Annotated in this window: 28 protein-coding genes; 7 read left to right on the forward strand and 21 right to left on the reverse strand. The window is 69.3% G+C overall.

The annotated features are described in order from the left end of the window. Positions 1–117: 117 nt before the first annotated feature. From G3I60_RS21290 to G3I60_RS21315, 6 genes are all read left to right on the forward strand, one after another. Positions 118–489 (forward strand): helix-turn-helix domain-containing protein, encoded by a 372-nt coding sequence (locus tag G3I60_RS21290; RefSeq protein ID WP_164295010.1) that lies wholly within the window; start codon positions 118–120, stop codon positions 487–489. Positions 490–568: 79 nt separating this feature from the next. Then, complete coding sequence (locus G3I60_RS21295) at positions 569–838, forward strand: hypothetical protein (protein ID WP_164295011.1); 270 nt, start codon at positions 569–571, stop codon at positions 836–838. 52 nt (positions 839–890) lie between these two features. Next, complete coding sequence (locus G3I60_RS21300; RefSeq protein ID WP_164295012.1) at positions 891–1,103, forward strand: hypothetical protein; 213 nt, start codon at positions 891–893, stop codon at positions 1,101–1,103. A gap of 92 nt (positions 1,104–1,195) precedes the next feature. Then, complete coding sequence (locus tag G3I60_RS21305) at positions 1,196–1,525, forward strand: esterase (protein WP_164295013.1); 330 nt, start codon at positions 1,196–1,198, stop codon at positions 1,523–1,525. A 127-nt stretch (positions 1,526–1,652) separates the two neighbouring features. Continuing rightward, on the forward strand, positions 1,653–1,889 hold the full coding sequence (locus G3I60_RS21310; RefSeq protein ID WP_164295014.1) for a MarR family transcriptional regulator: 237 nt from the start codon (positions 1,653–1,655) through the stop codon (positions 1,887–1,889). A gap of 35 nt (positions 1,890–1,924) precedes the next feature. Next, on the forward strand, positions 1,925–2,155 hold the full coding sequence (locus G3I60_RS21315; RefSeq protein WP_164295015.1) for a hypothetical protein: 231 nt from the start codon (positions 1,925–1,927) through the stop codon (positions 2,153–2,155). A 100-nt stretch (positions 2,156–2,255) separates the two neighbouring features. Here G3I60_RS21315 and G3I60_RS21320 read toward each other — a convergent pair whose 3' ends face one another. The 9 genes from G3I60_RS21320 to G3I60_RS21360 form a co-directional block, all read right to left on the reverse strand. Next, positions 2,256–2,579: a hypothetical protein gene (locus tag G3I60_RS21320; RefSeq protein WP_239070066.1), complete on the reverse strand. Its 324-nt coding sequence runs from the start codon at positions 2,577–2,579 to the stop codon at positions 2,256–2,258. Between the two features lie 185 nt (positions 2,580–2,764). Next, positions 2,765–4,516 (reverse strand): mobilization protein, encoded by a 1,752-nt coding sequence (locus G3I60_RS21325; RefSeq protein ID WP_164295016.1) that lies wholly within the window; start codon positions 4,514–4,516, stop codon positions 2,765–2,767. Continuing rightward, a complete protein-coding gene (mobC, locus tag G3I60_RS46840) occupies positions 4,516–5,181 on the reverse strand; it encodes a plasmid mobilization relaxosome protein MobC (protein WP_164295017.1) in 666 nt (221 codons plus the stop codon). Before mobC ends, G3I60_RS21325 begins: the two co-directional genes overlap by 1 nt. Further along, positions 5,178–5,402, reverse strand: a complete 225-nt coding sequence (locus G3I60_RS21335; protein WP_164295091.1) for a hypothetical protein — start codon at positions 5,400–5,402, stop codon at positions 5,178–5,180. The genes mobC and G3I60_RS21335 overlap by 4 nt, the downstream gene beginning before the upstream one ends. A gap of 103 nt (positions 5,403–5,505) precedes the next feature. Then, the gene (locus tag G3I60_RS21340; RefSeq protein WP_164295018.1) at positions 5,506–6,573 is read right to left on the reverse strand and encodes a DUF2637 domain-containing protein; all 1,068 of its coding nucleotides are present in this window, start codon (positions 6,571–6,573) and stop codon (positions 5,506–5,508) included. Next, positions 6,570–7,136, reverse strand: a complete 567-nt coding sequence (locus G3I60_RS21345; protein ID WP_164295019.1) for a WhiB family transcriptional regulator — start codon at positions 7,134–7,136, stop codon at positions 6,570–6,572. The genes G3I60_RS21340 and G3I60_RS21345 overlap by 4 nt, the downstream gene beginning before the upstream one ends. A 119-nt stretch (positions 7,137–7,255) precedes the next feature. Beyond that, positions 7,256–7,954: an ATP-binding protein gene (locus G3I60_RS21350; RefSeq protein ID WP_164295020.1), complete on the reverse strand. Its 699-nt coding sequence runs from the start codon at positions 7,952–7,954 to the stop codon at positions 7,256–7,258. After that, the gene (locus G3I60_RS21355; protein ID WP_164295021.1) at positions 7,954–8,973 is read right to left on the reverse strand and encodes a hypothetical protein; all 1,020 of its coding nucleotides are present in this window, start codon (positions 8,971–8,973) and stop codon (positions 7,954–7,956) included. Before G3I60_RS21355 ends, G3I60_RS21350 begins: the two co-directional genes overlap by 1 nt. A gap of 1 nt (position 8,974) precedes the next feature. After that, positions 8,975–9,307, reverse strand: a complete 333-nt coding sequence (locus G3I60_RS21360) for a transcriptional regulator (RefSeq protein ID WP_164295022.1) — start codon at positions 9,305–9,307, stop codon at positions 8,975–8,977. Positions 9,308–10,208: 901 nt separating this feature from the next. Here G3I60_RS21360 and G3I60_RS21365 point away from each other — a divergent pair. Next, on the forward strand, positions 10,209–11,591 hold the full coding sequence (locus G3I60_RS21365) for a helix-turn-helix domain-containing protein (protein ID WP_164295023.1): 1,383 nt from the start codon (positions 10,209–10,211) through the stop codon (positions 11,589–11,591). A gap of 25 nt (positions 11,592–11,616) precedes the next feature. On the opposite strand, the gene G3I60_RS21370 is transcribed toward G3I60_RS21365, so the two are convergent. The 12 genes from G3I60_RS21370 to G3I60_RS21425 all read right to left on the reverse strand — a co-directional run bounded on the left by G3I60_RS21370 (position 11,617) and on the right by G3I60_RS21425 (position 25,609). Then, the gene (locus tag G3I60_RS21370) at positions 11,617–12,582 is read right to left on the reverse strand and encodes an aminoglycoside phosphotransferase family protein (protein ID WP_164295024.1); all 966 of its coding nucleotides are present in this window, start codon (positions 12,580–12,582) and stop codon (positions 11,617–11,619) included. Between the two features lie 34 nt (positions 12,583–12,616). Next, entirely contained in the window at positions 12,617–14,512 is a 1,896-nt protein-coding gene (locus G3I60_RS21375) for an ABC transporter ATP-binding protein (RefSeq protein ID WP_164607645.1), read from the reverse strand. A 322-nt stretch (positions 14,513–14,834) separates the two neighbouring features. Then, a complete protein-coding gene (locus G3I60_RS21380) occupies positions 14,835–15,908 on the reverse strand; it encodes a phosphotransferase (RefSeq protein ID WP_164295025.1) in 1,074 nt (357 codons plus the stop codon). 359 nt (positions 15,909–16,267) lie between these two features. After that, positions 16,268–16,708, reverse strand: a complete 441-nt coding sequence (locus G3I60_RS21385; RefSeq protein ID WP_164295026.1) for an NUDIX domain-containing protein — start codon at positions 16,706–16,708, stop codon at positions 16,268–16,270. A 46-nt stretch (positions 16,709–16,754) separates the two neighbouring features. Beyond that, positions 16,755–17,546 carry a class I SAM-dependent methyltransferase gene (locus G3I60_RS21390; protein ID WP_343241248.1) on the reverse strand — a complete coding sequence of 264 codons (792 nt, stop codon included), beginning with the start codon at positions 17,544–17,546 and terminating at the stop codon, positions 16,755–16,757. After that, positions 17,543–18,433: an aminoglycoside phosphotransferase family protein gene (locus G3I60_RS21395; protein ID WP_239070089.1), complete on the reverse strand. Its 891-nt coding sequence runs from the start codon at positions 18,431–18,433 to the stop codon at positions 17,543–17,545. The genes G3I60_RS21390 and G3I60_RS21395 overlap by 4 nt, the downstream gene beginning before the upstream one ends. Before the next feature lie 51 nt (positions 18,434–18,484). Beyond that, a complete protein-coding gene (locus G3I60_RS21400; RefSeq protein WP_164295028.1) occupies positions 18,485–18,652 on the reverse strand; it encodes a hypothetical protein in 168 nt (55 codons plus the stop codon). A gap of 109 nt (positions 18,653–18,761) precedes the next feature. Next, positions 18,762–20,189, reverse strand: coding sequence for a glutamine synthetase family protein (locus tag G3I60_RS21405; RefSeq protein WP_164295029.1), 1,428 nt, complete (start codon positions 20,187–20,189; stop codon positions 18,762–18,764). Further along, a complete protein-coding gene (locus G3I60_RS21410; protein ID WP_164295030.1) occupies positions 20,189–21,706 on the reverse strand; it encodes an amino acid permease in 1,518 nt (505 codons plus the stop codon). Before G3I60_RS21410 ends, G3I60_RS21405 begins: the two co-directional genes overlap by 1 nt. A gap of 108 nt (positions 21,707–21,814) precedes the next feature. Next, positions 21,815–22,741, reverse strand: a complete 927-nt coding sequence (locus G3I60_RS21415; RefSeq protein WP_343241249.1) for a hypothetical protein — start codon at positions 22,739–22,741, stop codon at positions 21,815–21,817. A gap of 402 nt (positions 22,742–23,143) precedes the next feature. Continuing rightward, positions 23,144–23,338, reverse strand: coding sequence for a hypothetical protein (locus G3I60_RS21420; RefSeq protein ID WP_164295032.1), 195 nt, complete (start codon positions 23,336–23,338; stop codon positions 23,144–23,146). Between the two features lie 1,014 nt (positions 23,339–24,352). After that, on the reverse strand, positions 24,353–25,609 hold the full coding sequence (locus tag G3I60_RS21425) for a helix-turn-helix transcriptional regulator (protein WP_343241250.1): 1,257 nt from the start codon (positions 25,607–25,609) through the stop codon (positions 24,353–24,355). Between the last annotated feature and the right edge of the window lie 97 nt (positions 25,610–25,706).

The following is a 25,706-nucleotide window of genomic DNA, read 5'->3' on the forward strand; positions in this document are numbered from 1 at the left end:
CGTCCGGCAGGCGGGCCACCACAACCGGCCCGCCTCCCCTGTTCACCTGCCGCTGACCAACTCCGCCATCCGGGCCGGACGGCCCCTTCCACTCATGCACCTGAAAGGTCACCGCTGATGACCCTCTACTCCGACGACCTTGTCAGGACTACGAACTGGATCGGCGGCTTGGCCATCGGCGCGTTCGGTGTCTATGAGGCCGTCACCGGCCCGGAGATGTTCTCGCGCAGCTTCACTCTGGCCTGCTGCGGTGCGGCGCTGGCCTACACCGCAGGCAGCTTCCAGGACTACCTGCGCCGACGCGACACCCAGGTCGTCGCCCACCTCGCGAAGAACCCCGGCGCACGCGTCCCTCAGATCAGCAAGGCCACCGGTCTTAACGAGGAGCGTGTCGCCAGCTCCCTTCAGCGTCTTGCCCTGGATGGCCTGGTGGTCGTGGAGACCGGCGACACCATCCCGTTCGCCCGCTCCTACCGGTTGTCCTCCTGATCCCACCCTTCCACTGGTCGGCCCGGCCTTCGGGCCGACCGGCCCCCATCCCCCTCGCCCCTCTCGGAAGGGATCCACGATGCACCGCGCTCCGCTGACCTCCCACCACGCCGACGGCTCCGCCTGCCCGCCCGAACACAAGCACACCACCTCGGGCAAGCCACTCACAGAGGGCTGCCCCGGCCGCGCCTACGCGCAGGCTCACTGCTCGTGCGGCAACTGGCAGATGAAGGACGCCGGTAAGGGCTACGTCAACGAATCGCGTAGACGGCACCTGGCGAGCCATCCCAAGCCGACCCCGCCGGGGCCGAAGGTCCTGCGCGACCTACTCCGTCTCGACACGCACTGACGCACCCGCCACGACCGCCTTCCCCGTCCTCTCCCATTCCCCGGAGGTTCCCGTGCCCCAATACCTGACCGTCGGCCACCTGCTCCGCCAACTCCAGGACCTCGACCCCAACCTGCCGATCCGCCTCGCCGTCAACCCCGACTGGCCCTTCACCCACTACCTCGGCACCGACGTGGTCGTGCGGGACGGCATGGCGTTCATCGCCGAGGACGGCCAGGAGGACTACCTCCCGGCAGCGGTCCGCGACGCCCTCGCCTGGGCCTGACCCCGCCGTACCGACCCAACCAGGAGGCCCGTATCCCGACCCGACCCCGACCTTCCGCGACCAGCCCACTGCACAGCCTCGCCCTGCGGCCGATGCCGGACGGCGTAAGCGGCGTGCTCGTCCAGCGCATCTCCGCCCGCCCCGAGGGACCGCTCGACGTCTCCTTGCTCCCGGCCAATACCCCCGGACTCCCCCTCGGCCGCATCCGCCTGCACTGGGAGCCCGCCTCCCACGCAGGCTGGAACGTCACCGCCCACCTGGGCCTGGCCACCACCGAGGTCCTCCTCGCCTCCTGGCCCGCCGCACCCGACGACTGGCCCCGCCTGGTCCGCCCCACCGTCTACGAGGTGATCGGCCTGTGCGCCGCCCTCTCCGTAGCCACCGCCGCCCTGAACCTGTCCAACCGCCTCGCCGAGCTCTGACCACCACCGCAAAAGGCCGCCCCACGCCGACCTTGGATTCCCAGGACCGGCAGGGGCGGCCTTGCCATATCCCCGACCACCGGGCAGTTGCGTACGCTCGTCAGCGACAACGCACGAGGAGGAGACGATGGCCGACGACCAGCAACTGTGGGGGTACCCGGAGGTCGCCGCCCACCTGGGCATCAGCGTCCAGGCAGCTCGCAGCCGCAAGAGCAGGGGAAGCCTGCCGGAGCCCGACGACACCAGCGTGCCGGACCGGCCCAGGTGGAGGCCCGCGACCCTGCACCACTGGACGCCCGTCGGCCGGGGATTCCGCAGTGACCTGCACAACACCAGCCAACAGGCCGATGCAGCAACCGGCTGACCGCCGCCGGACCGCGCCGCCCCTAGGCTCAGCCCATGACCGACTCGCCGATGCCGTCCCCGCCGTTCCCCTCACCCGACGAGGCCGTGCTGCGCGTGATCGTCGGCAACGCCATCGCCTCCGTCGAGAGCGGTGAGAGCGACTGGCGCGGAGCGATCCTCCACGCCGCCGTCCACGGCTGGTACGAGGGCCACATTCAAGGCGAAGACGAGTGCCCCGGCTGCGACTTCCGGGGAGACCTCCCCAAGCTCAGCAACCGCGGCTGACCCGTGCCCAGCAACGAGGAGCGTCACCGATGTGTCGGTGGCGCTCCTCGGCGTTTCGCGTTCCCCGGCGTCCTGTGAGCAGGGAGCGATCTCCCCTCACCTACTCGAGGTAGGCACCGGCGAACGCGCCGTCGAATCCGAGCCCGATCAGGGCCTGCTCGACGCTGGGGTAGGTCGTCCAGTGCGGGTCGGTGAGCATGGCGTCGAAGTCGGCGCGGGTGATTTCGGGCTCGAGCCACTGGTTGCTGCAGCGGCAGCGGATCCAGACGTTGCGGCCCTGGTTGATCAGGAGCCAGTCCCGACGTGCACGGCAGGCCGAGCAGAGCACGGGGATGCCCCGCATCGCGAGTTCTCGCGGGTAACCGGCACAACGGATGGCGGCCGGTCCGCTGGGCGGCTGCGTCTCGTACTGAAGCTGCAGCATTGGATCGCCTGCGGCGGGGGCGGCGGGCAGGGCGGGGGCATGCTCTACGTGGTGGTCGGTTGTTCTGAGCAAGCGTCATCTCCCGTTCAAGGTCCTTCTCTTCATCCGTAGCACCTGGTGGGACCGGCTGTCCAGGGGTTTCGGGCAGCCCGGCAGGCCGGTACTTGGGCCTGCCGGGCTGCGGGTCATCGGCGCGGTGGCCGGTTGCGTGGGTCGGCTACGGCAGGGCGAGGTGTGATCGGAAGCGTGGTGCGAACACCGGCCCGGTTGGGCGCGGGCTGGGTGCGGCCGGTGCCGGCCTGCCGGCGACGGGCCGCCCCGCCCGGGTGCGCAGGAAGCTGGGCGAGGCGACGCAGTCGCCAGACCAGGACGTCGTTCACGTCGTCGGCACTGTCCAGTTCGCGCAGGCCGATGGCCTGCTGAAGCAGGGCTTCAGGGTCGTGCCCTGCCTGCTCGGCCTGGGCAAGAGTGGCGACCAAGGCGTCGTGGGTCGGTGCGGCGTCGACGCGGCTGCCTTGTGTGGGCAGGGCGGCGCGGATGGTGGCTTCGTGTTTGCGGCGATCGAGCTCCGGCAGGGCACGGCCGTGGTCGCGCAGTGCCTGCATGGGCGCGGTGGCGGCCTGGTGGTAGGCGGCGCGCAGATGTTCGGCTGTCTGACGGGAGGCTTCGGCTTGTTGGGCGTGACCGTGGGCGGAGTGCCAGCGGGCGGCGGCCAGCGCGACCAGGACCAGGGTGGAGACGAGCATGGCGGTGGTGCCGCCGTCCTCGCCCCGGCCGAGCGAACCGCCGGCCTGGATGATGCCTCGGGCTGCCGAGCGCAGTGCTCCGATGTCGGCGTGTTCGGCGCGGATGTGGCTGCGGGTGGCGCGTTCGAAGGTGCGGGCGGCAGTGCCCAGCTCGGCGCGGGTGGCGGCCGGGGAGGTCTGGGCGAGGGCGTCGAGGAGTTCGCCGACTCCGACGAGTTGGGCGGCGGCCTCGTCGTCGTCGCTGTCCAGGAGGGTCGCGGCGCGCTCAGCGATGCCGGTGGCGGTGCGTCGCTCCCGTGCGGGCGGCGACCAGTCCGATCGCGCGCTGGCAGCCTCCGGCGGCGTGGCCTCGTCTGCGGTTCCGTCGGCGAGGCGGCGGCGGATCTTCGGCAGGGACAGGTCGGGGGCCAGGGTCGAGCCCGCGAACCACACTGGTTCACGGTCGCGATTGCGGTCGCCGGGCAGGGCGACCGTGTAGCCGAGGATGTCCCCGGAGGGGGCGTGCCGCAGTTTGACGCGCAGGCCCGCTTCGCGCAGCCGCGTGAAGAACTCGGCTTCGGTGGCGGCTCCGGCGACGGCCTGGCGGACGGCCTCGCGGAGCGTCTCGCGCGGGGTCTCGGAGCGGTTGGTGCGTTCGGCTTTGAAGCGCTCGGCGCTGGTGGGGTTCTTGGCGGCGGTGCCGTCGCCGGGCTTGAGCTGGCGCAAGCCCATCTCCTGCTCGATGAGACGGCATTCGGCCTGGGCCTTCTTGAAGTCGTAGTTCATCCTCGGACGGCGCAGGTCGCCTCGGACCATGGTGGCCAGGATGTGGATGTGGTCCTCCGCGTGGCGCACCGCGACCCATCGGCAGCCGTCCGGGTCATTGTCGGGGGCGAGGTTGACGGCCTGGACCAGGCGGCGGGCCACGGTGCCCCATTCCGCGTCGGTCAGGGGTCGGTCGCCGGGGTCGGTCCGCACCGAGCAGTGCCAGACGTGCTGGGCCGGGGCTTTGGTGCCGGCCTGCTTGACGCGGAGATCCAGGGCGGCGGCGAGCCGGGACAGAGTGGCTTCGGGGTCGCGGCCGGGGTCGGGGGCGAAGCCGTCCCAGGAGCCGACGAGGTGGGCGTCGGTGTGCTCGTCGCGTTTGCCAGGTCCGTACAGGTAGGCCAGCAGGCCGTGGGTGCGCGAGCCGCACCGGATCTTGGGAATCATCAGCTTAGCTTCTTTGCCAGGGAATCGGCCGCGTCGTCGACGCGGGCCAGGGTGCGGGTCAGGGTGGTGAGGGCCTGGTCGAGTTCTCCGGGTCGTACCTGCCCGGCGGAGTTGTAGACGTAGGCGATCTGGTTGATGTTGTTGCCGACGCGGGAGACCTGGGCGCGGAGGGCGGCCAGCTCGTCGATGGCGGCGTCGAGTTGTTCGTTGGTGTGCACGGTCACCGAACCGCGGGCGGCGGCGAGGCCGGCTGCGGCGAGGAAGCGTGCGACCGTGACGGCGCGCTGCTTGGCGGCGGCGGTGATCTCGGTCTTCTCGGTGTCGGACAGGCGGGTGGTCGTCTTGTGGGTGCGCTCGGTTGGGTTGCGGGTGCGGCGGCGCGGCTTGCGGTCGGGAAACGCGGTGGTGCTCGTGGTCGGCTGCTCGCGCGGGTCGAGGTCGTGTGCTTCTCCCCCTGCGACCGGTGCCCCCTGGTGCCGGGAGTCCGGTTGGTCCCCGTGCGCCCTCGCGCGGGGACCAACCGGGCCTCCCCCGCCCTCCGGGGCGGGGGCAAGTGCATACGACGGGCCGTAGGACCGTCGTATGCGACAACTTGCTCCGCCAGGAGCCGTCTTGGACTCACGCTCCTGTCCGTGGGTGGTGGCAGCCGGGTCGTTGTCTGTCACTGGCTCGTCTCCGCGTCGTGCTGGTGGACGTCGCGGACGACTTCCTCGATCCAGTCCATGGCCAGGACCGGGTGGTGCAGGGTCCAGGGGCGGCTGTGTCGGCGTCGTTGCACGGTCCAGGTGCCGTCGGCTACGGATGCGGCGTGGTGCAGGTGCCCGCGCTGGTGCAGGACGTTCAGCCAGGTGTTCACTTCGGCTGGGGTTGCGGGGGTGGTGCGCATGACGGTGCTCTCCGGATCGCTGGAGGAGATCGTGGGGTATGGGGTGCCGGGCGGGTGACCGGCCTGGATGTCCGGCTCGGTCACCCGCGCTGGGTGCTGTCGGTCAGTCCTGGAAAGGGGTGACCGGTTGTCCGGGCTGCTCGCGGAGCTGGACCATCAGGGCGGTCAGCGTGTCGTTGGACAGCGGGATCTTCTGACCACGGATGGCCTGGGCGACCACCTTGCGGGTCAGTTTGTCCTCGGCCCTGACCGCTGACCGGGCGATCTCCAGCAGCTCCTCGGTGTCCGGGTCAGGGAGCCGGTCACCGGACGGCCGGGGGCCCCGGTCACTGACCGGCGGCTCGGTGGCCGGGACGTCAGTGACCGGCGGGAGGCCGTCAAGATGGCTGGTGACCGGCTCGGTGCCGACCGGTCGGTCACCGCCCGCCGGGGTGGTGTCCGGGTGTCCGACCAGGTCAGCGCCCTCAGGAGCCCGGTCGCGGTGAGCGGCGACCGTTCCGGTGTCCCGGCCGTTCTTGTCCGCCGACGCGCTGTTCCCGGTCGCTGTCCGGGTGTCCGGATGCGGCGTGTCCAGGGACAGCCGGGGCCGGTCGGTCAGTGCGGTGACCGGGTGACCGGCGCCCATCTGACCGGGCTGCGGCTGGTGCTGTCCGGCCCGGTCAGCGCGAGTGACCGCGATGCGCTCCCTCTGACCGGAGTGACCGGGCTGTGCGAGGTCACCCCGGTCACTGTCCTTGACCGGCCCCCGGGCGATGAGGATGTAGAGGTGGACGGCTCCGGCCAGGGCCAGCGGGGCGAGCGTGGACAGCATGGCCACCACGGTGTCCCCGAGCCGCAGCCCGCTGGAGGAGCCCTGTTGGTTGAGCCGCACGGCGTGCAGGGCGTTGGCCCAGATGCTGGCAGCGGTAGCCACTCCGAACAGCAGCCATACATACAGCCGCGCGCGCAGCGGGGCGTCGCGCAGGACCAGCAGAGCACGCACCCCGTACGCGATGAAGCCGTCGATCACCAGGGGAAACAGGTAGGTGAGGAAGCCCCGGACGTGGATGGCGACGGCCATCTGCTGCAGGGCGTCGTAGGACAGGGCGCATCCGGCGCCGCCGAGCGCGATGACGACCGCGCGGTCCCAAGTGCTGATGCGCGCGGTGCTCGGTGCTGCTGTCATGCTCACGCCGCCGTCCCGAAGTCGTCGCGGCCCAAAGGCTCACCGGTCGTCTCGGCGGGCTCGGTGGTCTTCGTGGTCTGCTGCAGGTCGCGGTTGCGATGGGCACGGCGCAGGGCCCGGTACAGCTTTTGGGCGTGTTCCTCGCTGAACTGCAGCAGCCAGGCCAGGCGTTGCTCGGCGATGCCGTGGCGGTAGGCGGCGTGGACGACGGCTCGGCGCTCGCCTTTGGTGAGGTGGATGTCGCGTCCGGCGATGACGGCGTTGACGCGGCTGTAGTCAAAGCGCCCGGCGATTTTGTCGTGAAGGAGCTCGCGCTCCTCCTCGGTCTTCCCGCCCCGGATGCCCTCGGTTTCGCCGGTCTCCAGGGCGACGTCCAGGCAGGTGCGGCGGACCGGGCACTGGCCGCACAGGGCCTTGGCGGTGGTGATCTTGTCGGTCTCGTCGGGCTCGGGGAAGAAGATGTCCGGGTCGACCGGGTGGTACTCGGTGCTCCGGCAGACCGCTTGGTCCTGCCAGGTGTGGTCGCCGAGCGAGCGGTGGTGGGCAGGGCTGATCGTCGTGGTGCTCATGCGGGGTTGCTCCGATCGCTCTTCGCGCGCGGTTGGCGGCGGCGGAGAGGTGCACTGGGTCGGGTGTTGCTTGGGGCGGCGCGCTGGAGGCGCGGCCCGGCGGGGCGGCCTGCTGCTGGTCAGGCGGCGCGCAGGCGTCTGCGGTCAACGGGTTCGAACTCGACCCGGGTGGTCATCTGGGCCAGCCGGGAGGTGACCCGGTCGCCTAGGTAGCTCTTCAGGTCCTTGATCGCCAGGTTGGTGGTGACCAGCGTCGGGAGCATGTGGTTGTACCGGCGGTTGATCAGCCGGTAGGTCACCTCTTCGACCCACTCGCTGGACTTGGCCGCCCCGAGGTCGTCGATGATCAGCAGCGGGCACCGGCTGACGGCCGCCAGCTCCCGCTCGCTGTCCACCCCGGCCCGGGGGCGCAGGTCGGCGTACAGGTCGGCGGCAGTGGTCGCACGCCAGCGCACCCCGATGCCAGCCTCAACGAGGGCGCGGATCCCCCCGTACGCCTGGTGGGTCTTGCCCGCACCGACCACCCCGGCCATCAGCAGGCTCGGGCCGCAGGTGACCTGCCGCCGAGCGCCGAGGCTCGGGGCAACGGCTTGGCGGGCAACGTCCCGGGCCCAGGCCAGGACCTGCGGATGGTCCGCCACCGCATCCCGGTAGCGGGGTGGCAGCCCGGCCATCAGAGTGTCCAGCGCCGAGTACGGCTCGGGCTCGGCGGCCAGCGGGCCGACGGCTGCCGGGTCGATGTTGCGGGCAGCCAGGATCCGGGTCATCCGGTCCAAGGTGCCCCCGCCGCCGAGGGTCTGCGGTTCACGGGTGCGCATCACAGCTCCTCGGCGTAGGCGGCGGCAGCATCGACCGGGTTGGTCCACGCGGTGTGAGCGGGCACGTTAGGCCGGATTCCCGGCCGCGCCAAACCGATGGAGGGGGCGTTCATCGCCTCGTTGACCATGCTGGTCAGCACGCTCGGGTGCTTGGGGTTGGCGGCGAAGTGCTGCAGCCCGGCCCGGATGTGCTCCGGGGCGATGCCCTCGCCCAGGAGCTTCTTGGCGATCCGCCCCAGGTGTCCGATCACGTCGCTGGGCGGGCGCTCGTCGCAGGCAGCGACGTACTCGCCGACGAGTTGGTTGGCGGAGACGGTGGCTGCGGGCGCTGTGCGCCCCGTAGGGAAAGAAGATCCAGGATCCAAGATCCTAGATCCAGGCGCCGAGCCCTCGCCGAGGCTTCGTGGAAGGTTCGGGGAGCCCTCGGCGAATGCGCCCTGACCTGCGGTTTTCTTGTGCACGTGGCTAAGGGTGCCGGCCATGCTGTCGAGGGTGTCCTGCTGGGCGGCCGCAGGCGCGCTTCGGTGGGCGGGAGGCCTCGCAGCGGGCTGCGCGGGCAGATCGAGGGCTCGGGGAGCGTTCGGCGAACCCTCGGCGAGCCCTCGGGTAGGGGTTGGCGACTCCTCGGCTTGCTTGGCACAGGTGCCCTTGCAGGGGGCGCACCGGTCGGCCGCGTGGTGGTGCTGGCAGGAAGGCAGGCGGGACTGGCTCGGCTTGTCGATCTTCTGATGCTCGGACCAGGTCACGATGTGGAGGTAGCGGCGGCCGTCGCAGCCGGTGTACCGGCAAATCAGGCCCGCGTTCGCGAGCTGCTGGAGGTCGTCCTCGACGTGCACCGAGGTGTGCTGGGCCCGAAGCGGCCAGAGCAGCCCCGCGATGATGGCGGCGTTGTCGCGGTGGCGGCCGTGGTCGTCGGCCTGGGTGAGCAGCCCGAAGAAGGTCCGCTCGGCCTCGACGCTCACCTCGGCAAGCGATTCGGAGACGAACGCTTCCGGCTTGATGGTTCGTATCCGTGCCATGTCAGCGGCCCCGACCGGCGGCGGTGAGGTTGTCCCTCGGGGTGAGGGTCGCGTCGGCGAGGTCGAAGGTGTGGGGCCGGTTCCAGTCCGCGTCCGGCCAGACCCGCAGGATCCAGCGGGCTGCAACCCTGGCGGTCGTCCGACCCAGCTCCATCGTCTCCCCGCCCTCGTCCTTGACGACGGTGTGCGGGTGGGGCCACTCCTGCTTCGGATCGTTGAGGCTGACGCGGATGGTGGCCGCGCCCGGGATCATGTCGGCGAGCAGGGCTGCCAGACGGTGTTGGCGGTCTGCTGTATCCGGGCAGGCGGGGGTGTCGCTGGGCATGGCAGGCATGCGATACTCCGTTGCTTGTAGGAGCGCGGTGCGGCTGTCCTCGTGGAAAAGTCCAGCCGCCCGCGGTGTGAATTGGCCCCTTCGGGGTGCCAGCCCGGCGTCCAGGAGTTCGCAGCTCCCGGACGCCGGTCCCATTTGCGCCTCTAGGGCGATCCGTTCCGCATTCCCCCCTCTCTGCGCTCCCGGTCGGTCGGCTGCGCGCCGAGCGACCAGCAACATATGCAAACCCCCGGCGAAGATCCACCCCCGCCTCCAGACCTTTTCCCTCTGACTGAAGCAGGGTGCGACCTGCACCTTCGCGCGCATCTCAGACGCGGCGAACGTCCCCGGCCCCTTCTCACGTCTCGTGACTCTTCTCGGGGCGGAACGAATTGCGACCTCAGTGATCTAAGCCGGACAGCATCACTTCGTCAATTAACTGGGAACTGCACAAACCTGCTGTTCAGAGACCCCAGGGAGGCCAAACGCACGTCGGCCAACAGAACGCGAAAGCCGTTGTCCCATAAGGAAGTTGCCCGCCGATCCCACCCTTTAAAGATCTTGTAATCATTGGCTTACGGGCGGCTACCTTGAGCCCGAGTCGCCAATCCGGTGTCGAAATTGGGAGCCGCAAAAAAATGCATATCAGGTCCATACGCAGAAAAGTGCGGCCCGCTTTGCCCTTCTTCGACTCGTTCGAGCCTTCTGCTCCAGCCGTCGCGGGCCATAAAGTTGAATCATGTACAAACAGATTGGGACCCAAGTCACCCACAGAGTGACCGCGAACCTCCAGAGGGGCACAATCGCGACTGGTAAAGTCGACATACGGGACTTCTCGGGTAAGGCGGCGGCAAGCCGCGCCGGTCCTTCGCACCTGGCCACAGTCGGGTCGCTATGAAACAGACGGAGGGACCTCAGAACTATGGGCACCGCAATGCCTGGACCCGCAGACGAGCCACTCACTCCCGGCCAGCTGATGGGCCTCGCCGGCCTTCTGCGCGCCTGGCGCGCCGTGGCCGGCGAGAAACGCGGCCTCGGCCGGTCCATGTCCCAGGCAGAGGTCGTCAGCGCGGTCGGCGGCAAACGCAGCCTGCGCTGGTACCAGCAACTGGAAAGCGGAGCGAAGCCCAAGCTCGACAGGCCCGTCCTCGACGCCCTGGCCGATGCCCTACTGCTCGGCCGCGACGAACGTCAGGCCCTCCTGCTCTACGCGGTCGATGGCGCTCTGCCCACGATTCCGGCACCGCGGGCGGACGACCCCACCCGGCGCATGCTGCAGCTGCTGCTCGATCACCAGATGCCCAGCCCGACCTACCTCACCGACGCGAGGTGGAACATCATCGGGTACAACCCCGCGATGGCCGCCTGGTGGCCTTGGGTCATGGAACCGGGCGCGAACCTCATCCGCTGGGCCTGCCTCACCAAGGAAGCCCGCACCCAGTTCGTCGATTGGCCCCTGCACGCGGCCGAGTACCTCAAACTGTTGCGTTTCGCCAGCGCCCGGCACCCCCACGACACCGAGCTGGCCGCGCTGATCGCCGACGTACGGCGCGACCCAGAATGTGCCCGCATCTGGGACGACGGCGTCAGCATGTCCGAAAACCGGGACGGCGCCCATTTCCGCGTGGCCCTGCCCGCGCTGAAGTTCGAGATCATCGAAGTGGTCAGCCACGTTCTGTACCCAGCAAGCCTCCCCGACTGCCGTCTCACTGTCATCACCTGGCTGCGCGACGACACCGAGCCGGAGATCCACCCACAACACAGTGACACCGGCACCGGAGCCATCGCCCGTGGGCAGGAGACCGAGTCGGCGGCGCCGATGGAGTCCCGCAGGCGAGAAGCTGTAGCGCGTCAGCTCAGCCAGCACCTGTCCGTCGAAAGCTTGGAAGAAGCCACCGCGCTCGCCGGCCCCGATGCCATTCCACTCCCCCTGCTGAGTGAACTGGTCGGGAAACAGTGCCGACTGACGATCTCCCCCTCCACGCAGAGCGTCATTTGGGCGGTCCAGCAGGACGACGGCCGCTGGGGCATATCGGTACTGGACCCCTACGCTGTCATCGTCAGAATCCCGCACGGCTCAGTCGTCGAGGGCGCCCGCCTCGAATACCGGTCTCTCATCCGGGCCGTCCTTCCTCCGGACCCGGCGGAAGCCGCCAAGGAATGCGACAAACTCACCCTGCAGCTGTCGCGGCGGCTCGAAGCCCTGCAACAGACCAGGCGCGACCTATGGGAAGAGAATCCCGAGTCCGTGGACTACGTCTGGGATCCGGTCGACGAAATCGGCGGCGGCCCCATGCGAAGCTGAGCCCATCAGCAAATCGCCTGGTCGGCTACCTGCGGTGAGGCAGATCGCGCCGTCCCACGCTCGGCCTCTCGTTGTCGGCGGACGGGTCACAGGCCGCGCTCTCCCTACGCAGCCGCTGCAGGGTGCGGTGGGCGCGTTCGATGACTTCGGTGTCACCGGCGGTGATGCCGAAAGCGATTCCGCTCAGTGCGTCCAAGGCGGTCATCGCGTTCAGCACGTTTGTCTCCAGCCTTGTCAGGCCCTGCCCGTAGCCGGTGAAGAAGGCGGCTCGGAGGTCGGGGCGGCCGTCCCATGGGCCGTATTCCAGGCGGATGAGATCGCGGGTTGCAGGTCCGTACTCGGCCCTTTCGAAGTCGACGATGCCCAGAGTCCTGGTTTCGGCATTCCATACGGTGTTGTGGAGTTGGGCGTCGCCGTGGGTGGGTACCTGCGGCAGGTGTGGCAGCGCGGTGAGGCGGGTGGCGAGCTGCCGGATGAGGGTCTCGTCGCCCGGTACCAGGTGGAGTCGGGCGACGGCCAGATTCCGCTCGACGGTGCTCGTCGCGGCACCCGCGCCCACCGGAGGGCGCGGCGGGTCGCTGGCATGGAAGCGGCTCAGCAGTAGTCCGAGCTGCCGATGGACCTCCCGCTCCTGGTCTCGTGGAAGTGGTCGGTCGGAGGGGCTGTTGCCAGGCAGGGCAGTGAGGATGACCGCGGACAGTGCCGGGTCCGCGGCCACCAGTTCCGGTGTCCGGCCGGGCCCCAGCGCGGGTGTCCACTGGGCGTAGGCGGTGACCTCCCGGGTGTGGAATTTCACCGACGGGTGCCGTTTGAGGTACCAGGCGGCTCCACTGCGGGTGGTGATGCGCCAGACGCTGGAGTTCTCTCGCGACCCCGAGGTGTCGCAGGCGTCCTTGAGCGGGCCGAGTGCCTGCTCGGCGAACGTGGCCAGGTCCGGCGGCAGCACGCTGCTGTCCGCGTAAGTCGTCGGGTTCGAGTTGTTGCGGTTCACCGTGATCGGCTTCCTGCGGCAGTGGCGGATGGGCTCAGAACAGGACGGCGTCCTGGTGCGCGGCGGCGTCGTCGCTGGCGGTTTGGGCGGGGATGAGCGGCGCGTATTGGTCGGCCTGCATCTGGAACATGCGGCTGTAGCGGCCTTCAGCAGCGAGCAGTTTTGAGTGGTTGCCGGATTCCACCAGGCGGCCTTCGTGGAGGACGTAGATGTGGTCGGCGTGCTGGACGGCCGCCATCCGGTGGGTAACGAGCACCACGGCGGTGTCCGGGGAGGCGAGTTCACGGATCCGCGCGAAGGCGGCGATTTCCGCGGCTGGGTCCAGGGCGCTGGTCGGCTCGTCCACGATGACCAGCGGGGCGCGGCGGTAGTGGGTGCGGCTCAGGCCCACTTTCTGCCACTGCCCTCCGGACAGTTCCGAGCCGCCGCGAAAGTGCCGGGCCAGGAGTGTCTGCCAACCGCGGGGCAGGCCGTCGATGACGGTATCGGTGCCGGCGAACGCGGCGGCCGAGGCCAACTGGTCCGCATCGGCAGCCACGCCGGGTCGGCCGATCACCAGGTTCGTCTCGGCGGAGAACGGCCACTTCTGGAAGTCTTGATTGAGCAGGGAGACCTTGTCGAAGATCTGGTCGCGGTCCGCCTCGGCGAGATCGATGCCGCCCCATAGGACGCGGCCTGAATCGGGGAGGTGCAGGCCGGAGATGAGTTTGACCAGGGTGGATTTGCCGCTGCCGTTCTCTCCGACCAGGGCCACCACCGTCCCGGCCGGAATCGACAAGGACACGTCCTGCAGGGCGGGTGCGTCCCTATCCGGGTAGCCGAAGGTCACCTGCTCCAGGCGGATCTCGGCCGGATGTTCGGGCACCGCTGCGCCGCCGGTGGGGATGGCGCGGCGGGTGGCCTCCTCGTTGTGCCGGTCCAGATCCTGCACATACAAGCTCTCTTCGTGGAGCCGGTTGATCGCCTGCACCAGCGCGCCGAGCGTGGCCGACCCTGTGCGCACGGCCATCACCGCGGTCCCGGCGACCGCCATGCTCATCCGCCCGGTCAGCAGCAGCCAGCCCAGCGCCGCATACGCCAGCAGCGTCGCCACACCCGACAGAGCGGCGGCCAGCAGTTCGGTTCCGGCCTTGTCCTTGGCCAGCCGGGTCTGCTCCGTCTCAGCTGTTTGGGCCATCTGCTCGAAGTGGCTGATCAGGAACGGGCCGACGCCATGGGCGCGGACCTCCTGGGCGGCAGCGCGGTCGGTGATCAGACCACGGACCAGGCGGCTGGCGCGCTCGTGCTCGATCATGTTCATCCGGGACACGTACCGGCGCTGCGCGACTTGCAAGGCGCCCCAGCCACGCGGGGCGCAGATCAGCATCAGCAAGAGCAGCAGGATGGGGTGCAGCACGGTCAGCACGCTGGCGGCGGCGATGAGGGAGAACAAGCCGTTCAGCGCGCCCACGCAGGCGCCGATCATTTGCCGTGCGGATTCCGCTCCGTACTGCGCCGAGTCCAGCAGCTTGCGGTAGTCGCCGTCCTCGACCGCCTCCAGTTCCACCCGCGCGGCCCGCTCCACATACAGCTGGATCGCTGCCCGCTCCACCCGTGGCTCCAGCCGCCCGGTGGCTGCCGTCGACAGTGACGCCAGCAGCGCGGAGAGCACCGCGATCACGGTGGCGGCGATCAGGGCGGGGAGGGCGGAGTGCAGGCGGGCAACGGTATCCCCACCGCCGAACAGTGCGCCCAGGATGCTGTTGGTGACCAGCAGGCCGATGGCGTGTGCGATGGCCTGACCGATCTCGCACACCGTCACGGTCAGCAGCGCCGGCCGGTCGGCCCGCCAAGCCAAGCGCACCGTACTGCCTACCAGCTGCGGCGCGGAGCGCGCCATCGACCAGGGCGAAAGCTTCAGTACCGCGCCCTCGTGCCGGTTCCAGCCCATGTCATAACGCAACGGTCCGCCGAACAGCTCGCGTTCACTGTCCGACACCGTCGTCTCGACCGACCGCGGACGCCGAAGCCACTGCCTCACCGGGTCACCCCCGTCCGGGTCCCCACGGATGTATGGGGTACGCCGTTGATCAGCCGAAGCGTCGTCTCGGCACGAGGCGCCCGGACCGGCACATCGCCCAGGCCCAGTTCTTCGGGTAACTGCTGCGGCGGTCCCTGGATCTGGGGCTCGGGTGGCTCGAAAGGACTGCCCGGCCTATCCACGGCGGATTGGTAGGTGTCTGCCGTCGGCTCGGGTGACGCGTTGCGGTTGATCATCCTGTGGCCTCCGGCAGTGGTGGGAGCGCGGTGGTCGTGCGTGGGCTGTGCGGGGTGAGGAGATCGCGCAGGGATGTCTCGATGTCGTCGAATGCATCGAGGAGCCGGGCGATGGCCAGGTTCTTGTCGTTCCAGTACTCGGTCATCGAGGCGTGGGCCTCGTGCGGCCGGTCGAGATCACCGGGTACCGCCCCGAAGGTGCTGAACAACAGATAGAGCAACGCGATGCGCGCGGTGGCGTTCAGGTCTGCGGTGGGGACGTTCGGGTTCTCCGCGCGGTAGGCGCTGATCATCGTCAGAGTGGTGTGCTGCCACGTGTCGCTGCGGGCAGTGGTGTGGGGGTCGAACGCGATTCTGGCCAATTCCCAGGCAGGCACACCGGCCAGTGCTTGGAAGTCAACGATGCCGCTCACCCGGTCCCCGGCGATGAGGATGTTCGGGCGGGTGCAGTCGCCATGCAGTGGCTGGTCCGCCAGCACTGCCGGCAGGCCCTGCTGCACCCGGCGGGCATGAGCGAGGAGATCACGACGGCGCTGGAACAGCTGCTCCCGGCGCAGCTCCCATTCAGTTCCCTGTTCGGAGCGGATCCGGTCCAGTAGGCCGTCGCAGCGGTCAACGACCGCGTGTGGGTCGCCAGTACGCCACCCGGTAGTGCGCCGTCGTAGCGGTCCGGCATAGTCCGCAGTCACTCGGTGCAGCAGCCCCAGCGCGGTACCGATGCTCTCCGCCTGCACGGCGGTGATGCTGTCCGAGGGGTGACCATCGGCCTCGTCCATCACGCACCAGGGCACACCGTCATGCCAGGTCACGACCTCCCCGTCCAGATCAACCCACAGCTCCGGTGTCGGGACTCCACCATCACGGCAGTACGCCGCCAGCGACAGCGCGCTGCGCACCGCGATCGTGTCGGCGTCAGGCAGGTAGCCCTTGACGAAAACCCGGCTGCCCCCGCTAAGGGTGGCGCGCCCGTTGCGGGTCTCCGTCCCCTCCGCGACCGGCTCCACACCTGCTGCCAGCACGTTGTAGCGGGCGGCCAGCATCCGTGTCACCCGCTCGGCGAAGTCACTCACGGCCGCCACCCGACCTGGGCGGTGTCGGGGAAGATCGCCGTCCTCGAAATGCGCTCGGGCAGAGTCTGGGTCATCGATGGTGCCTCCGAAGGGTGGGGGGAAGGTTGGCATGGCGGCGTAAGCCCCGGGCGTTCGACCGAAGCTGGTTGCTACGGCCGTGGTTGCCGCTCGTCCTCGCCCGGCGGAATCCTGTCGCGGCCGGTACCAAACGAGCGCAGCACGGCATGCAGCCCGAGGCCGACCAAGGCGATGCTGCACGCGAGTGCGAGCGCCTCTCTCCCGATCACCGGGACCAGCCCGCACTCCGTACCGGGTTGCGAGCATCTCCACCAACTGCTGCTGGTCGTCGGCGTAGTCGCTCATCCCTGCCACCCGGCCACGGACAGAGACCGTCCGCCCTGGATCGCAGCCAATGCCACGGCCGTGCACGGAACGATTGGGACGGGCAGCGCGTCCAGGGGCCAGAATCGCAGCTCTGCGCACTTGTGCTGCTCGGCATTGGCCGCTTTGCCCTCGTAGCGTTGTGGCTGGAAGAAGAGCTGCAATCGGCCCTGCCCGTCCTCGGCGTCGCAGAGGTGCAGGGTCTGGACCAGGTTGAGGTCCTTCTCGGCGATCACAATGCCGAGTTCTTCTTTGGCTTCCCGGGCCATGCCCGCCAGTACGGACTCGCCCCGCTCCAAGTGCCCGGCGGGCGCGTGCCAGCTGCCGTCTTCCCCGCTGGTCGCCGTGCGGCGGCCGAGCAGCACCCTGTTGGCGTGGATCATCATCAGGTGGACGCGGATCGTGGTGCGGTGAACCATCGCTTCCCTACTTCCTGTGGTGGGTCGTTGCCGTGGCGAGGGCCGCTCAGGCCGGTCGGCGGCCGAGGTGAATGACGAAGGTGTTGTCCTCGACGAAGGTGTCGGTGTCGCTGAAGTAGGCCAGGATCTGTTTCACCGCCGCCTCGAACCGGTCGCGCCGATCGCCGAACAGGTGCGGCGCGGCGAAGGAGGTGGAGTACAGATAGCCCAGGACACTGTCGGCGGACCAGGCGCGGCGCACCGGCACGTAGGTCTCGGTGACGTCGCTGAACGCTGAGGCCCGCAGTGTCTGCCCGAATGGCTCCGACGTCGCGGGGAAAGCGCCGTTGCCGGCGCGTCGTTGTGTTCCGAGGAAGTCCTGGACCACGCTGCGGACGGCCTGCTGCCAGGGGTTGGTGGACGTCCACAGGCTGCGGTCGGCCAGAACAGCCACCGCCCCGTGCGGCGCCACATGCTGGTTGAGGCGGGCCAGGACGGCGGGTCGGTCGAGCCAGTGGAAGACGCGGCAGAACGTCACCAGGTCGGCCCGCCAACCCTGCGGCGGCATGAACTCCTCGGCTGCACCGTGGCGCAGGGACAGGCGGACGCCGGGGGGAAGGCGTGGCCGCAGATCCGTCTCGGCGACCACCAGCATCTCCGCGTCGGCATCCAGGGCGATGATGTCGTCGAACCGGTCCAGCAGGGCCTTCACCACCAGCCCCGTGCCGGTGCCGATGTCCAGGAGCCGTCGCGGCCGGGAAGTAGGGGAGCCCGCCCCCGCCAGCAGGGCGATGGCCTCGGCTGGCAGGCCCGGCCGGTAGCGGCCGTAGTACCCAGCGGTGCCTTCGAAGACATTCACCCGCAGGTCACCTCCCCCTCGCTGCCGCTGGCGGTGTGCTCGGCGCGCAGAGTGTCGAGCATGGTCCGGGCCTGCTGGACGACTTCATCATCGTGATGATCCAGGCCCCAGCGCAGGGCGCTCACGGCGTCCAGGGCGGCGTACGCGGAGCACGCCCGGCGCTCGCCGTCGCTCAGCGCCCGCCCGTAGCCCTGGTAGAACGCGAAGCGCAGATCCGGTCGCCGGCCGAAGACCCGGTACTCCAGCCGCGAAAGATCCCGGCGGGCGGCGCTCTCGATGCCGGTCCGCTCGAAGTCGATGATGTGCAGGCGTTCGGTGCGCTCGTCCCAGAGCCAGTTGCGGGGCATGTAGTCCGCGTGGGCCACGACCTTGGGCAGGGCCAGCGGTGGCTGCTGGGTGAGGGCGCGCAGCATGGCGACGTCGTGCGGGGGCAGGATCAGCGCCGCGTTGCGGAGCATCGTGGCCGCCTCCGCATCCCAACCGGCCTGGGTTGCGCGGGCGGCCGGTGCGGGCAGGGCGACGGTGTGGAGCCGGGCGAGGAGTTCTCCGGCTTGCCGGTAGGCCACCCACTCGATGTCCAGCCCCAGCGGATGGTCGTGGAGGCTGCGACCGGGGACGGGGGTCAGGACGATGGCCCGGGTAACGGGGTCGGCGGCCAACTGGGTCGGGGCCCGGCCCGCGCCGAGGGCTGCCGTCCAGTACTGATAGGAGAAGGTTTCCCGGCTGTAGCCCTTCGGGCCGGCATGGTGTTTCACGAACAGGCGGCGGTTGCCGGCGGCTTCGACTTCCCACACCGCCGGCCGACCCGGTCCGGCCCAGGAGTGCTCGGCGGTGATCGTGAACGATCCGATGGCGGAGCCGACGAATCGTCGCACCGGATCTGGCATGTCGGTCACAAGGGTCCTTGGTCGATGAGGGGTGGAGGGGCGGGGTAGTACTCATGGGGGTGGGCCGTCTTCCGACGGGTGGGTCTGCTCGCCGCCGGAGTCCTCGGCGGGCGGTGTGGGAGGGCCGGGGTCCTGGGCGAAGTAGCTGACAGTGGCGAAGAGCGCCAGAGCGGCGAACGCGACGCTGGAAACCACCGCGGTGACCTCAGCACGGCTCACTCATCAACCTCCTTCGTGCGATGCGTGCTGGGAGATCCAGACATGGGGATCGGTTTCCTACGCTGCTCGTGGCAACGACGCTGGGGTGGTATTACGGCGGTGCGCCTGCTCAGGCGCGGGTGAACCAGCGGTGCCGGTCGGTGTCGGTGACGGCGAAGCGGTGGGCTGCGGCTTCGATCTGTCCCAGGCGGGCATAGTGCTCGACGACGTCAGCGCCGAACGCCCGCTGGGCGACCGGGCTGTGGCGAAAGGCGGTCACCGCGCGATCGAGGGTGGTGGGGACCGGCGGCGCATCGGTGGCGTCGTAGGCGTTGCCGGTGCACGCCGGCGGGGGCTTCCGCTCGTGGTCGAGGCCGTGGGTGATGCCGGCCAGGGCGGCGGCGAGGGCAAGGTAGGGGTTGGCGTCCGCGCCGGGCAGGCGGATCTCCAGGTGTAGGCCGTCGCCGTGGCCGACGACGCGCACCGCGCAGGTGCGGTTGTCGATGCCCCACGTGAAGCGGGTCGGGGCGAAGGAGCGTGGTGCGAACCGTTTGTAGGAGTTGGCGTTCGGCGCGTACAGCGGTGCGAGCGCGGGCAGCGCGTCGAGCAGCCCGGTGATGGCCTGCTCCGCCAGCGGCGACAGGTTGCCGTCGGAGCCGGCCAATACCGCATTACCGTCCGTCCACAGGGAAACATGCAGGTGGAGACCGCTGGCGGTGCCGGTGGCGGGGGCGGCCATGAAGGTCGGCGCCATGCCGGCGCGCTGGCCCATCAGCCGCACAGCGTGCTTGAACACCAGGTGCCCATCGCACGCCGAGAGCGCGTCGCCGTAGGGGAAGGTGACCTCAACCTGCCCTGCGGCCCCCTCGGTCTTGATCGCCTCGACCGGCAGGCCGGCACCGGCCAGGGCGGCCTGGAGGCGCCGGAAGAACCGGTCGGTTCCCGGGTCGTGGTCGAGGGCATAGTCCAGGTTCTCCGGCGTGATCGGCTGGAGATCATGGTGGCCGGACGCGGCGGCCTGCGCATAGTTGCCCTGGTAGAGGACGAACTCGCTCTCCAGGCCAGTCTTGACGTGCAGACCGTAGGAAGCCAGCCGCGCCAGCTGGCGGCGCAGCATCCGGCGCGGGGAGACCTCGACGGGCTGCCCGTCGGGGTCGACGGCATCGGCCAGGACCAGCGCGGTGCCCGGCATCCAGGGCAGGACCCGCACGGTGGACGGGTCGGGGATGACTCGCAGGTCCTGGTAGCCGGTCTGCCAGGAGGCCAGCTCGAACCCTTCGACCGGGGTCATGGTGATGTCGGTGGCCAGCACGTAGGCGCAGACCTCCGCGCCGCCCTCGGCAACGCGGTCGATGAAGTGTCGCGCGTGGTATCGCTTGCCTTTCAGTCGGCCCTGCAGGTCGGGCAGGGCGAGCAGTACGGTGTCGATCCGGCCCGATGCCACGTGGTCGTGCAGTTGAGTCAGGGTGAGCTGGCCGGTCGGGCGGCGCCCGCCCGCCGTCTGGGGCAGAAGGTCGGGGCGGGAGGCGGGGCCGGTGCGCGCGGTGGTGCCGGCCATCAGACGATCTCCGCTTCCAGTTTCGCCATCTCCCGGTCCGCAGCCACGGTAGGAACCTCGTAGCTGCGCCCGGCAATGCGCCACCAGATCGCGGCCAGGACCAGGACGACCACCAACGCGATGGGCGCGTAGTTGAAGGAGGCCACCGAGACCAGGCCGTGCTCGGGGCGGGTCTGGGGCAGGCAGAACAGCAGGGTCACGAAGACCACCCAGATCACGGCGACCCAGCCGACCAACACCCCCCAGCGGCCCAGGTTCCACGGGCCGGGCGCGAAGCGGCGACCGGCGCGCAGCCGCAGGTAGATGGGGATGGCGTAGGCGGGGGTGATGCCGATGACGTTGATCGCGGTCACGGCCCCGTACGCGACCGTGCTGTACAAGGCGGGCAGGGCGAGCAGCGCGGCGACGGTCACCGACAGCAGCACCGCCCGGGTAGGGGTCCCGGTACGGGAGCTCACCCGCCGCCAGTGCCGGGAGCCGGGCAGGGCGCCGTCGCGGGAGAACGCGAAGACCATCCGGGAGCAGGCGGCGACCTCGGCGTTTCCGCAGAACAGCTGGGCCACGATGACGATCAGCAGCAGGCCCTTGGCGCCGGAGGTGCCCAGGGCGTCGAGGAAGATCTGCGCGGGCGGCACCCCGGTCGCCGAGCCTTGGGTGCCGGCGTAGTCCTGGATGGCGAATGTCAGACCGGCCAGCAGCACGAACCCGGCCAGCCAGGACCAGGCGATCGAGCGGACGATGCCGCGCGGGGCGCTGGTCTGGGCATCGGTGGTCTCCTCCGACAGGTGCGCGGAGGCGTCGTAGCCGCAGAAGGTGTACTGCGCCAGGAGTAGCCCGATCATCACCACGTACAGGTTGGAGTGCCAGCCGGTGCCGTTGACGAACGTCGTGAACACGAAGTGCGCCGACTGGTGGTGGGCGGGCACCAGCGTCAACGCGGTGACGATCACCCCGACACCGGCCAGATGCCACCACACGCTGATGGAGTTCAGGACGCTGACCAGCCGGACCCCGAACAGGTTCAGCGTCGCGTGCAGGGCCAGGATCACCAGGTAGATCACCATGATCGACCGCGGGGTGGGCTCGAAGCCCCACTGCAGGTTCGCGAACGCCCCCATGAACAACGCGCACCCGTAGTCGATCCCGGCGATCGCCCCGAGCAGCCCGAGGAGATTGAGCCAGCCGGTGTACCAGCCCCAACGGCGGCCGCCGAGCTGGTCCGCCATGTAGTACAGGGCGCCGGAGGTCGGGTAGGCGGAGGTGACCTCGGCCAGCGCGGCGCCGACGAACATCACCATCGCGCCGACCGCGATCCAGCCCCACAGCATCACCGCCGGGCCGCCCGCGCCCATCCCGAACCCGTACAGCGTCATGCACCCGGACAGCACCGAGATGACGGAGAAGGAGATGGCGAAATTGCCGAACGCACCCATCCGCCGGGTCAGGACCGGTTCGTAGCCGAGATCGCGCAACAGGGCGTCATCATCCGACAACCGGGCAGGGCCGGATCGTGGCATGCGGGACATGGAAGGACCTCCGGAACAAGAGTGGTGACGAAAATAGGGAGAGAAGAGGCGCTGAGCTGGGGCGATCGGGGTGCGGTCGTGCTTACGGCGGGCGGCGGGTCAGCGGTGTGGTCCGGCGCGGGCCGCGCCTCCAGTGGCGGCCAGCGCCTGGCCGCGGGCTCGGACGAACTCCGCCTCCGCCAGATCCGGGCGGCCCGGGTCATCGGTGACGTACGCCCACGGCAGCCGGGCGGCGTACGATCCCAGCGCGGTGAACACCTCTGCGGCGTCGGTGAACTGGTGCGACGCCCATAGCGCATGGGCGAGGTAGTTGAGGTCAAGCACCGACCGGGCCACGGGTACCGGGTGGCGGAACCAGCCGTTCAGGGCCCGCTGGACATCGAGGGCGATGGGTTCCTGGGCCCACTGCCGGCGCATCAGCCGATCCTCCGCACCACGCGCCCGCTGGCTGCGGTAGTTCTCGGCATAGGCGTACAGCGGCAGAACCGACAGCGCGGTCCCCGGCGGGGCCCATGAACCCACCCAGCGGGCGAAATCCAGCGCCACTGCCTGCGAGCCCACGGCCTGGGCGTGCAGGAATTGCAGCACCCGGTGGTACGCCTCACGACTGCACGGGTCACGGGCATTGACCTGATCGAGTAGACGCCACGGCCCCAGCGGCAGCATGGGCTCCGTGGGCCGAACCCGGTGCTCCACCCGCCGCAGCCCCCGATCCAGCTGCGCCAAAGCCAGCAGACATACCCATGGCACCGGATCAGCCTGCGCCAGATCGGCCGCGATCACGGACGCCTCCCGCGCTTCCCTTGCCAGCGCGTCGGTGCTGCCATGGCCGGCCCGGCCCGCGTGCAAGGCCCGCTCCACCGCGACCCGGGCCCGCATCACCTGCGCGTCCACGCTCCCCGGCTCCTCGACCAGCCACGCCTGCACCACACCCGACCGCGCCGCTGCCGCCGCCAGCACCTGGGAACGCGACGTCCGCAACGGCCACTGGGTCCCGGTTCGCGCCAGCAGATCCCGTATCGCCATCCACCGACCCGTCCCTACCTCCTCCAGCGCCACCCGCAGCTCGGCATCATGGCCCGCCGGGTGATACACCGGCCGGAACTCACCCCGGCCGGATGACGCACCTCCGCCCCGCATCAGCCCACCCAGCCAGAGGCGACTCGCCGTAACCAGCGGGACGAGGAGCACGAAGTCCTGGGTGCTGTTACCCGTCCGCGAACGCCGTCCACAAGACAGGCCGCAGCCACGCCCGCCGCCGAGCTGCTGGTCTGGCACGCAGCCAGAAGCTGCGGAATCTGCATCATCAGAGGGTCCTCGGATAGACGGTGTCGGGGAGAAAGGGGGCCGTCCCCGGGGGCGAACGCTCAACTACTGCCGTGGGGGTGCACCAGCAATTGAGCGCCCGGCCCACCGGGGGCGGCCGGTCTAGAAGTGCAGGCCGGCGATCACGCTCGCGAGGTTCGCGACGCCCTTCGTGATCGCCGGCGCAGCCCTGGAACTGGCCAATTCGAAGCCGAGCAGTACGCACACCACGGCGGTTACCGGCTTCACGGCCTTCTGCCGGATCAGCAGGACGACAACGATCAGCAACAGAATGACCAGCGAGACGCTCAGCGCCACAAGAGCGCCTCCTTCCGGGTACACAATCAGCGGCCCCAGGACGAGTTGGGGCGTGCGGACGATCGCAAGGCCGAGACCCGGGCCGTAGACCTGCCAGGGCGCGGGGTGAGTGCTGGAACCCGCGAAACCTGGCAGGCACATGGATAGCCGCCCCGCACCCGGGCTTCCCCACAGAGTGCGGGTCACGGGACGGCCGGAAGGGGGCAGGTCTTACAGGGGTAGGCGCCGGGGAAGCGCCCAAGACCTGCGTCCCTCCGCCTCCCCCATCAGGAGGAAGGCGGTCAAGCACCCCGCAGCGAGCCCGCGCGACGACAACACAACTCGCCGGAGGACCATACGCAGCAGGGCGGTATATGGGGCACCATCGGCATTCAGCTATGAGCGAGCCCTCAAAGCCCGAAGATTCACCGAAGGTCAACGCCCCTGCGCGCCCCGTTCTAGGACGTCTAGGAACCAGGTTCTGGGGCCTCTGCGGGACCACGCCGTTCTCTGCGCACCTTGGCGAGGGTGCGCCGTAAGACGTCAGCGGAGGTGAGAATCCGGGAGGCGTGCGGGAAATGGTGCCAATGCGACCCGGGCGGGGAAGTCCTATCCGCCGGCGGTACGACGACGTGGCACTTCTTGCCCAGCGCAACGGTTTCGGGTTCTTCCCAGCTGTCTGCGGTTCGCGGCGGGACGAGGAAGTACATCCTCGGTTCGAGGCCATCGGGGTCGAGAATCACTGGGCCGACCCGGTTGCTGCTCTGTTCGATCAGTTCGATGGCGCGGCGACCGATGGCTTCCGGTACTCGGATCGCGTCCCACCACTGGCCTGCGGTACAGACATCGGGAGCATCGCCAATGGGCATCCACCTCGGCGGTTGCGCTACAGGGGTCGGCCGGGCTTCGGAAGTCATAGAAATGGTCTCCTCACGACTGGCTGTGAGGAGACCATTCCATTGTGCAAGCGCCGTGAGCGGACAGACTGTCCGCAGGAATCTCCGACCAAGTTCCTTGACGTCTAGTCAGATTGTGCTAGACGCCAGCCCAATTCCCGAACGAAGCCAGCTCGTTGGATGGATGGCTGTCCATGCGCAGCAGTGCTGCGGCGGTGTCACGCACGGACGGATGGAACCGGGTGTGGTTCGGCGCGAGCTTTCTCGCCCGCTGGAGATCGGCGAAGGCTCCGGGCCGATCGCCAACTGTCAGCTTCGCCGACGCCACGTCGATGTGGTGATGGCTTGACCGCTCGCCGACCGTCGACATCGGCGGTGACCACTCGCCGCTGGACGGGGACCATTCCGCAAGCCTGGCGAGCGCCTGTTCGCTATCACCCAGGTCAATCATGGCGTGCACTTCGTGGATCTTGATGTTTGTCGGTCCGAACGACGTCTCGTACGCCAGGGAGTCACGGTTACCTGCCATCCGAGCCACATCCTCAGCCTCACGCAGATACGCGTTGGCAGCCTCAGGGTTGTTCTCCCGCGACTCCACCACGGCCAGCTTGAGCAGCAGCGCCCCGTCGACTGCGAGCGCATCTTGGGTGAAGGACCGCTCCGGCTGCAGCCGTTCCAGCTCCTCGCGCAGGGCCAGCAGCTTCCGGCGGGCCGGCGCGTACGCCCCTTGTCGAAGCATCGCCCCTGCCGTGAGGTACGCGGCGGTTACCTGCATCAGGGGGTCACCGGATCGATCGGCAGCCCAATGCACCCGGTCCAGAGCCGTGTTGGACAGGTCGTGGTGGCCCATCTTGTGAGCCAAAGAGTTCACGGCCCGGTAGGCGCGAGCCAGGTGCCAGAACGCCTTACGTTGATCCGCATCGCGCGAATCGAGCGCCACGTGTGTCAGCTCACTGATGATCGGGGGCAGCAACGGACCCATTGGTGCGTAGCGCGCGTCGCGGCGCAGTGCTGAGACCTGGTCGACCTCCGAAGCGAGCACGGCCAAGGACCGCGGGGGGATTTCCAACTCTTCGGGGATGTCGTAGCACAGCAGCAAGCGACGCAGTTCGGGGATGACCGCGTGCACCCCGTCCTCAGCCTCCGGTTCACCGTAGTACGGCTGTCCGGTCAGAACCTCCGGACCGAAGTGCAGCGCCCCTGCGAGGGCTAGCACCAGGGACGGCGTCGCCTTCCGGGCACCTGACTCCAGCTTCTGGACATAGCTCGGCGAGATCGCCACTTTTTGCGCCAGTTGTGCAGCCGACAGCTTGCGCGTCCGACGGGCTATGCGGAGCCGGTCTCCCAGCGTCAAGGTTTCACTCATCGACGGATCGTTCCCTTCGCGATAGAGCACTCACGCTCAGGGTACGGACGATGTCCAGTCCCGCCGAGCTGGTCGCCAAGTGTTAACGGAACCGGTCATCAGTTGGGGCTCCTCCGCCACGCGGAAC

This window comes from Streptomyces sp. SID13666 (genome assembly GCF_010548325.1).
GTDB classification, from domain to species: Bacteria; Actinomycetota; Actinomycetes; order Streptomycetales; family Streptomycetaceae; genus Actinacidiphila; species Actinacidiphila fildesensis.

Coding starts and splice junctions, on each gene's coding strand:
- G3I60_RS21290 (WP_164295010.1), top strand. CDS start 118: ATGACCCTCTACTCCGACGACCTTGTCAGGACTACGAACTGGATCGGC.
- G3I60_RS21295 (WP_164295011.1), top strand. CDS start 569: ATGCACCGCGCTCCGCTGACCTCCCACCACGCCGACGGCTCCGCCTGC.
- G3I60_RS21305 (WP_164295013.1), top strand. CDS start 1,196: ATGCCGGACGGCGTAAGCGGCGTGCTCGTCCAGCGCATCTCCGCCCGC.
- G3I60_RS21310 (WP_164295014.1), top strand. CDS start 1,653: ATGGCCGACGACCAGCAACTGTGGGGGTACCCGGAGGTCGCCGCCCAC.
- G3I60_RS21315 (WP_164295015.1), top strand. CDS start 1,925: ATGACCGACTCGCCGATGCCGTCCCCGCCGTTCCCCTCACCCGACGAG.
- G3I60_RS21320 (WP_239070066.1), bottom strand. CDS start 2,579: ATGCTGCAGCTTCAGTACGAGACGCAGCCGCCCAGCGGACCGGCCGCC.
- G3I60_RS21325 (WP_164295016.1), bottom strand. CDS start 4,516: ATGATTCCCAAGATCCGGTGCGGCTCGCGCACCCACGGCCTGCTGGCC.
- G3I60_RS21335 (WP_164295091.1), bottom strand. CDS start 5,402: ATGCGCACCACCCCCGCAACCCCAGCCGAAGTGAACACCTGGCTGAAC.
- G3I60_RS21345 (WP_164295019.1), bottom strand. CDS start 7,136: ATGAGCACCACGACGATCAGCCCTGCCCACCACCGCTCGCTCGGCGAC.
- G3I60_RS21350 (WP_164295020.1), bottom strand. CDS start 7,954: ATGCGCACCCGTGAACCGCAGACCCTCGGCGGCGGGGGCACCTTGGAC.
- G3I60_RS21355 (WP_164295021.1), bottom strand. CDS start 8,973: ATGGCACGGATACGAACCATCAAGCCGGAAGCGTTCGTCTCCGAATCG.
- G3I60_RS21360 (WP_164295022.1), bottom strand. CDS start 9,307: ATGCCTGCCATGCCCAGCGACACCCCCGCCTGCCCGGATACAGCAGAC.
- G3I60_RS21365 (WP_164295023.1), top strand. CDS start 10,209: ATGGGCACCGCAATGCCTGGACCCGCAGACGAGCCACTCACTCCCGGC.
- G3I60_RS21375 (WP_164607645.1), bottom strand. CDS start 14,512: ATGGGCTGGAACCGGCACGAGGGCGCGGTACTGAAGCTTTCGCCCTGG.
- G3I60_RS21385 (WP_164295026.1), bottom strand. CDS start 16,708: ATGGTTCACCGCACCACGATCCGCGTCCACCTGATGATGATCCACGCC.
- G3I60_RS21395 (WP_239070089.1), bottom strand. CDS start 18,433: ATGCCAGATCCGGTGCGACGATTCGTCGGCTCCGCCATCGGATCGTTC.
- G3I60_RS21405 (WP_164295029.1), bottom strand. CDS start 20,189: ATGGCCGGCACCACCGCGCGCACCGGCCCCGCCTCCCGCCCCGACCTT.
- G3I60_RS21410 (WP_164295030.1), bottom strand. CDS start 21,706: ATGCCACGATCCGGCCCTGCCCGGTTGTCGGATGATGACGCCCTGTTG.
- G3I60_RS21415 (WP_343241249.1), bottom strand. CDS start 22,741: ATGGCGATACGGGATCTGCTGGCGCGAACCGGGACCCAGTGGCCGTTG.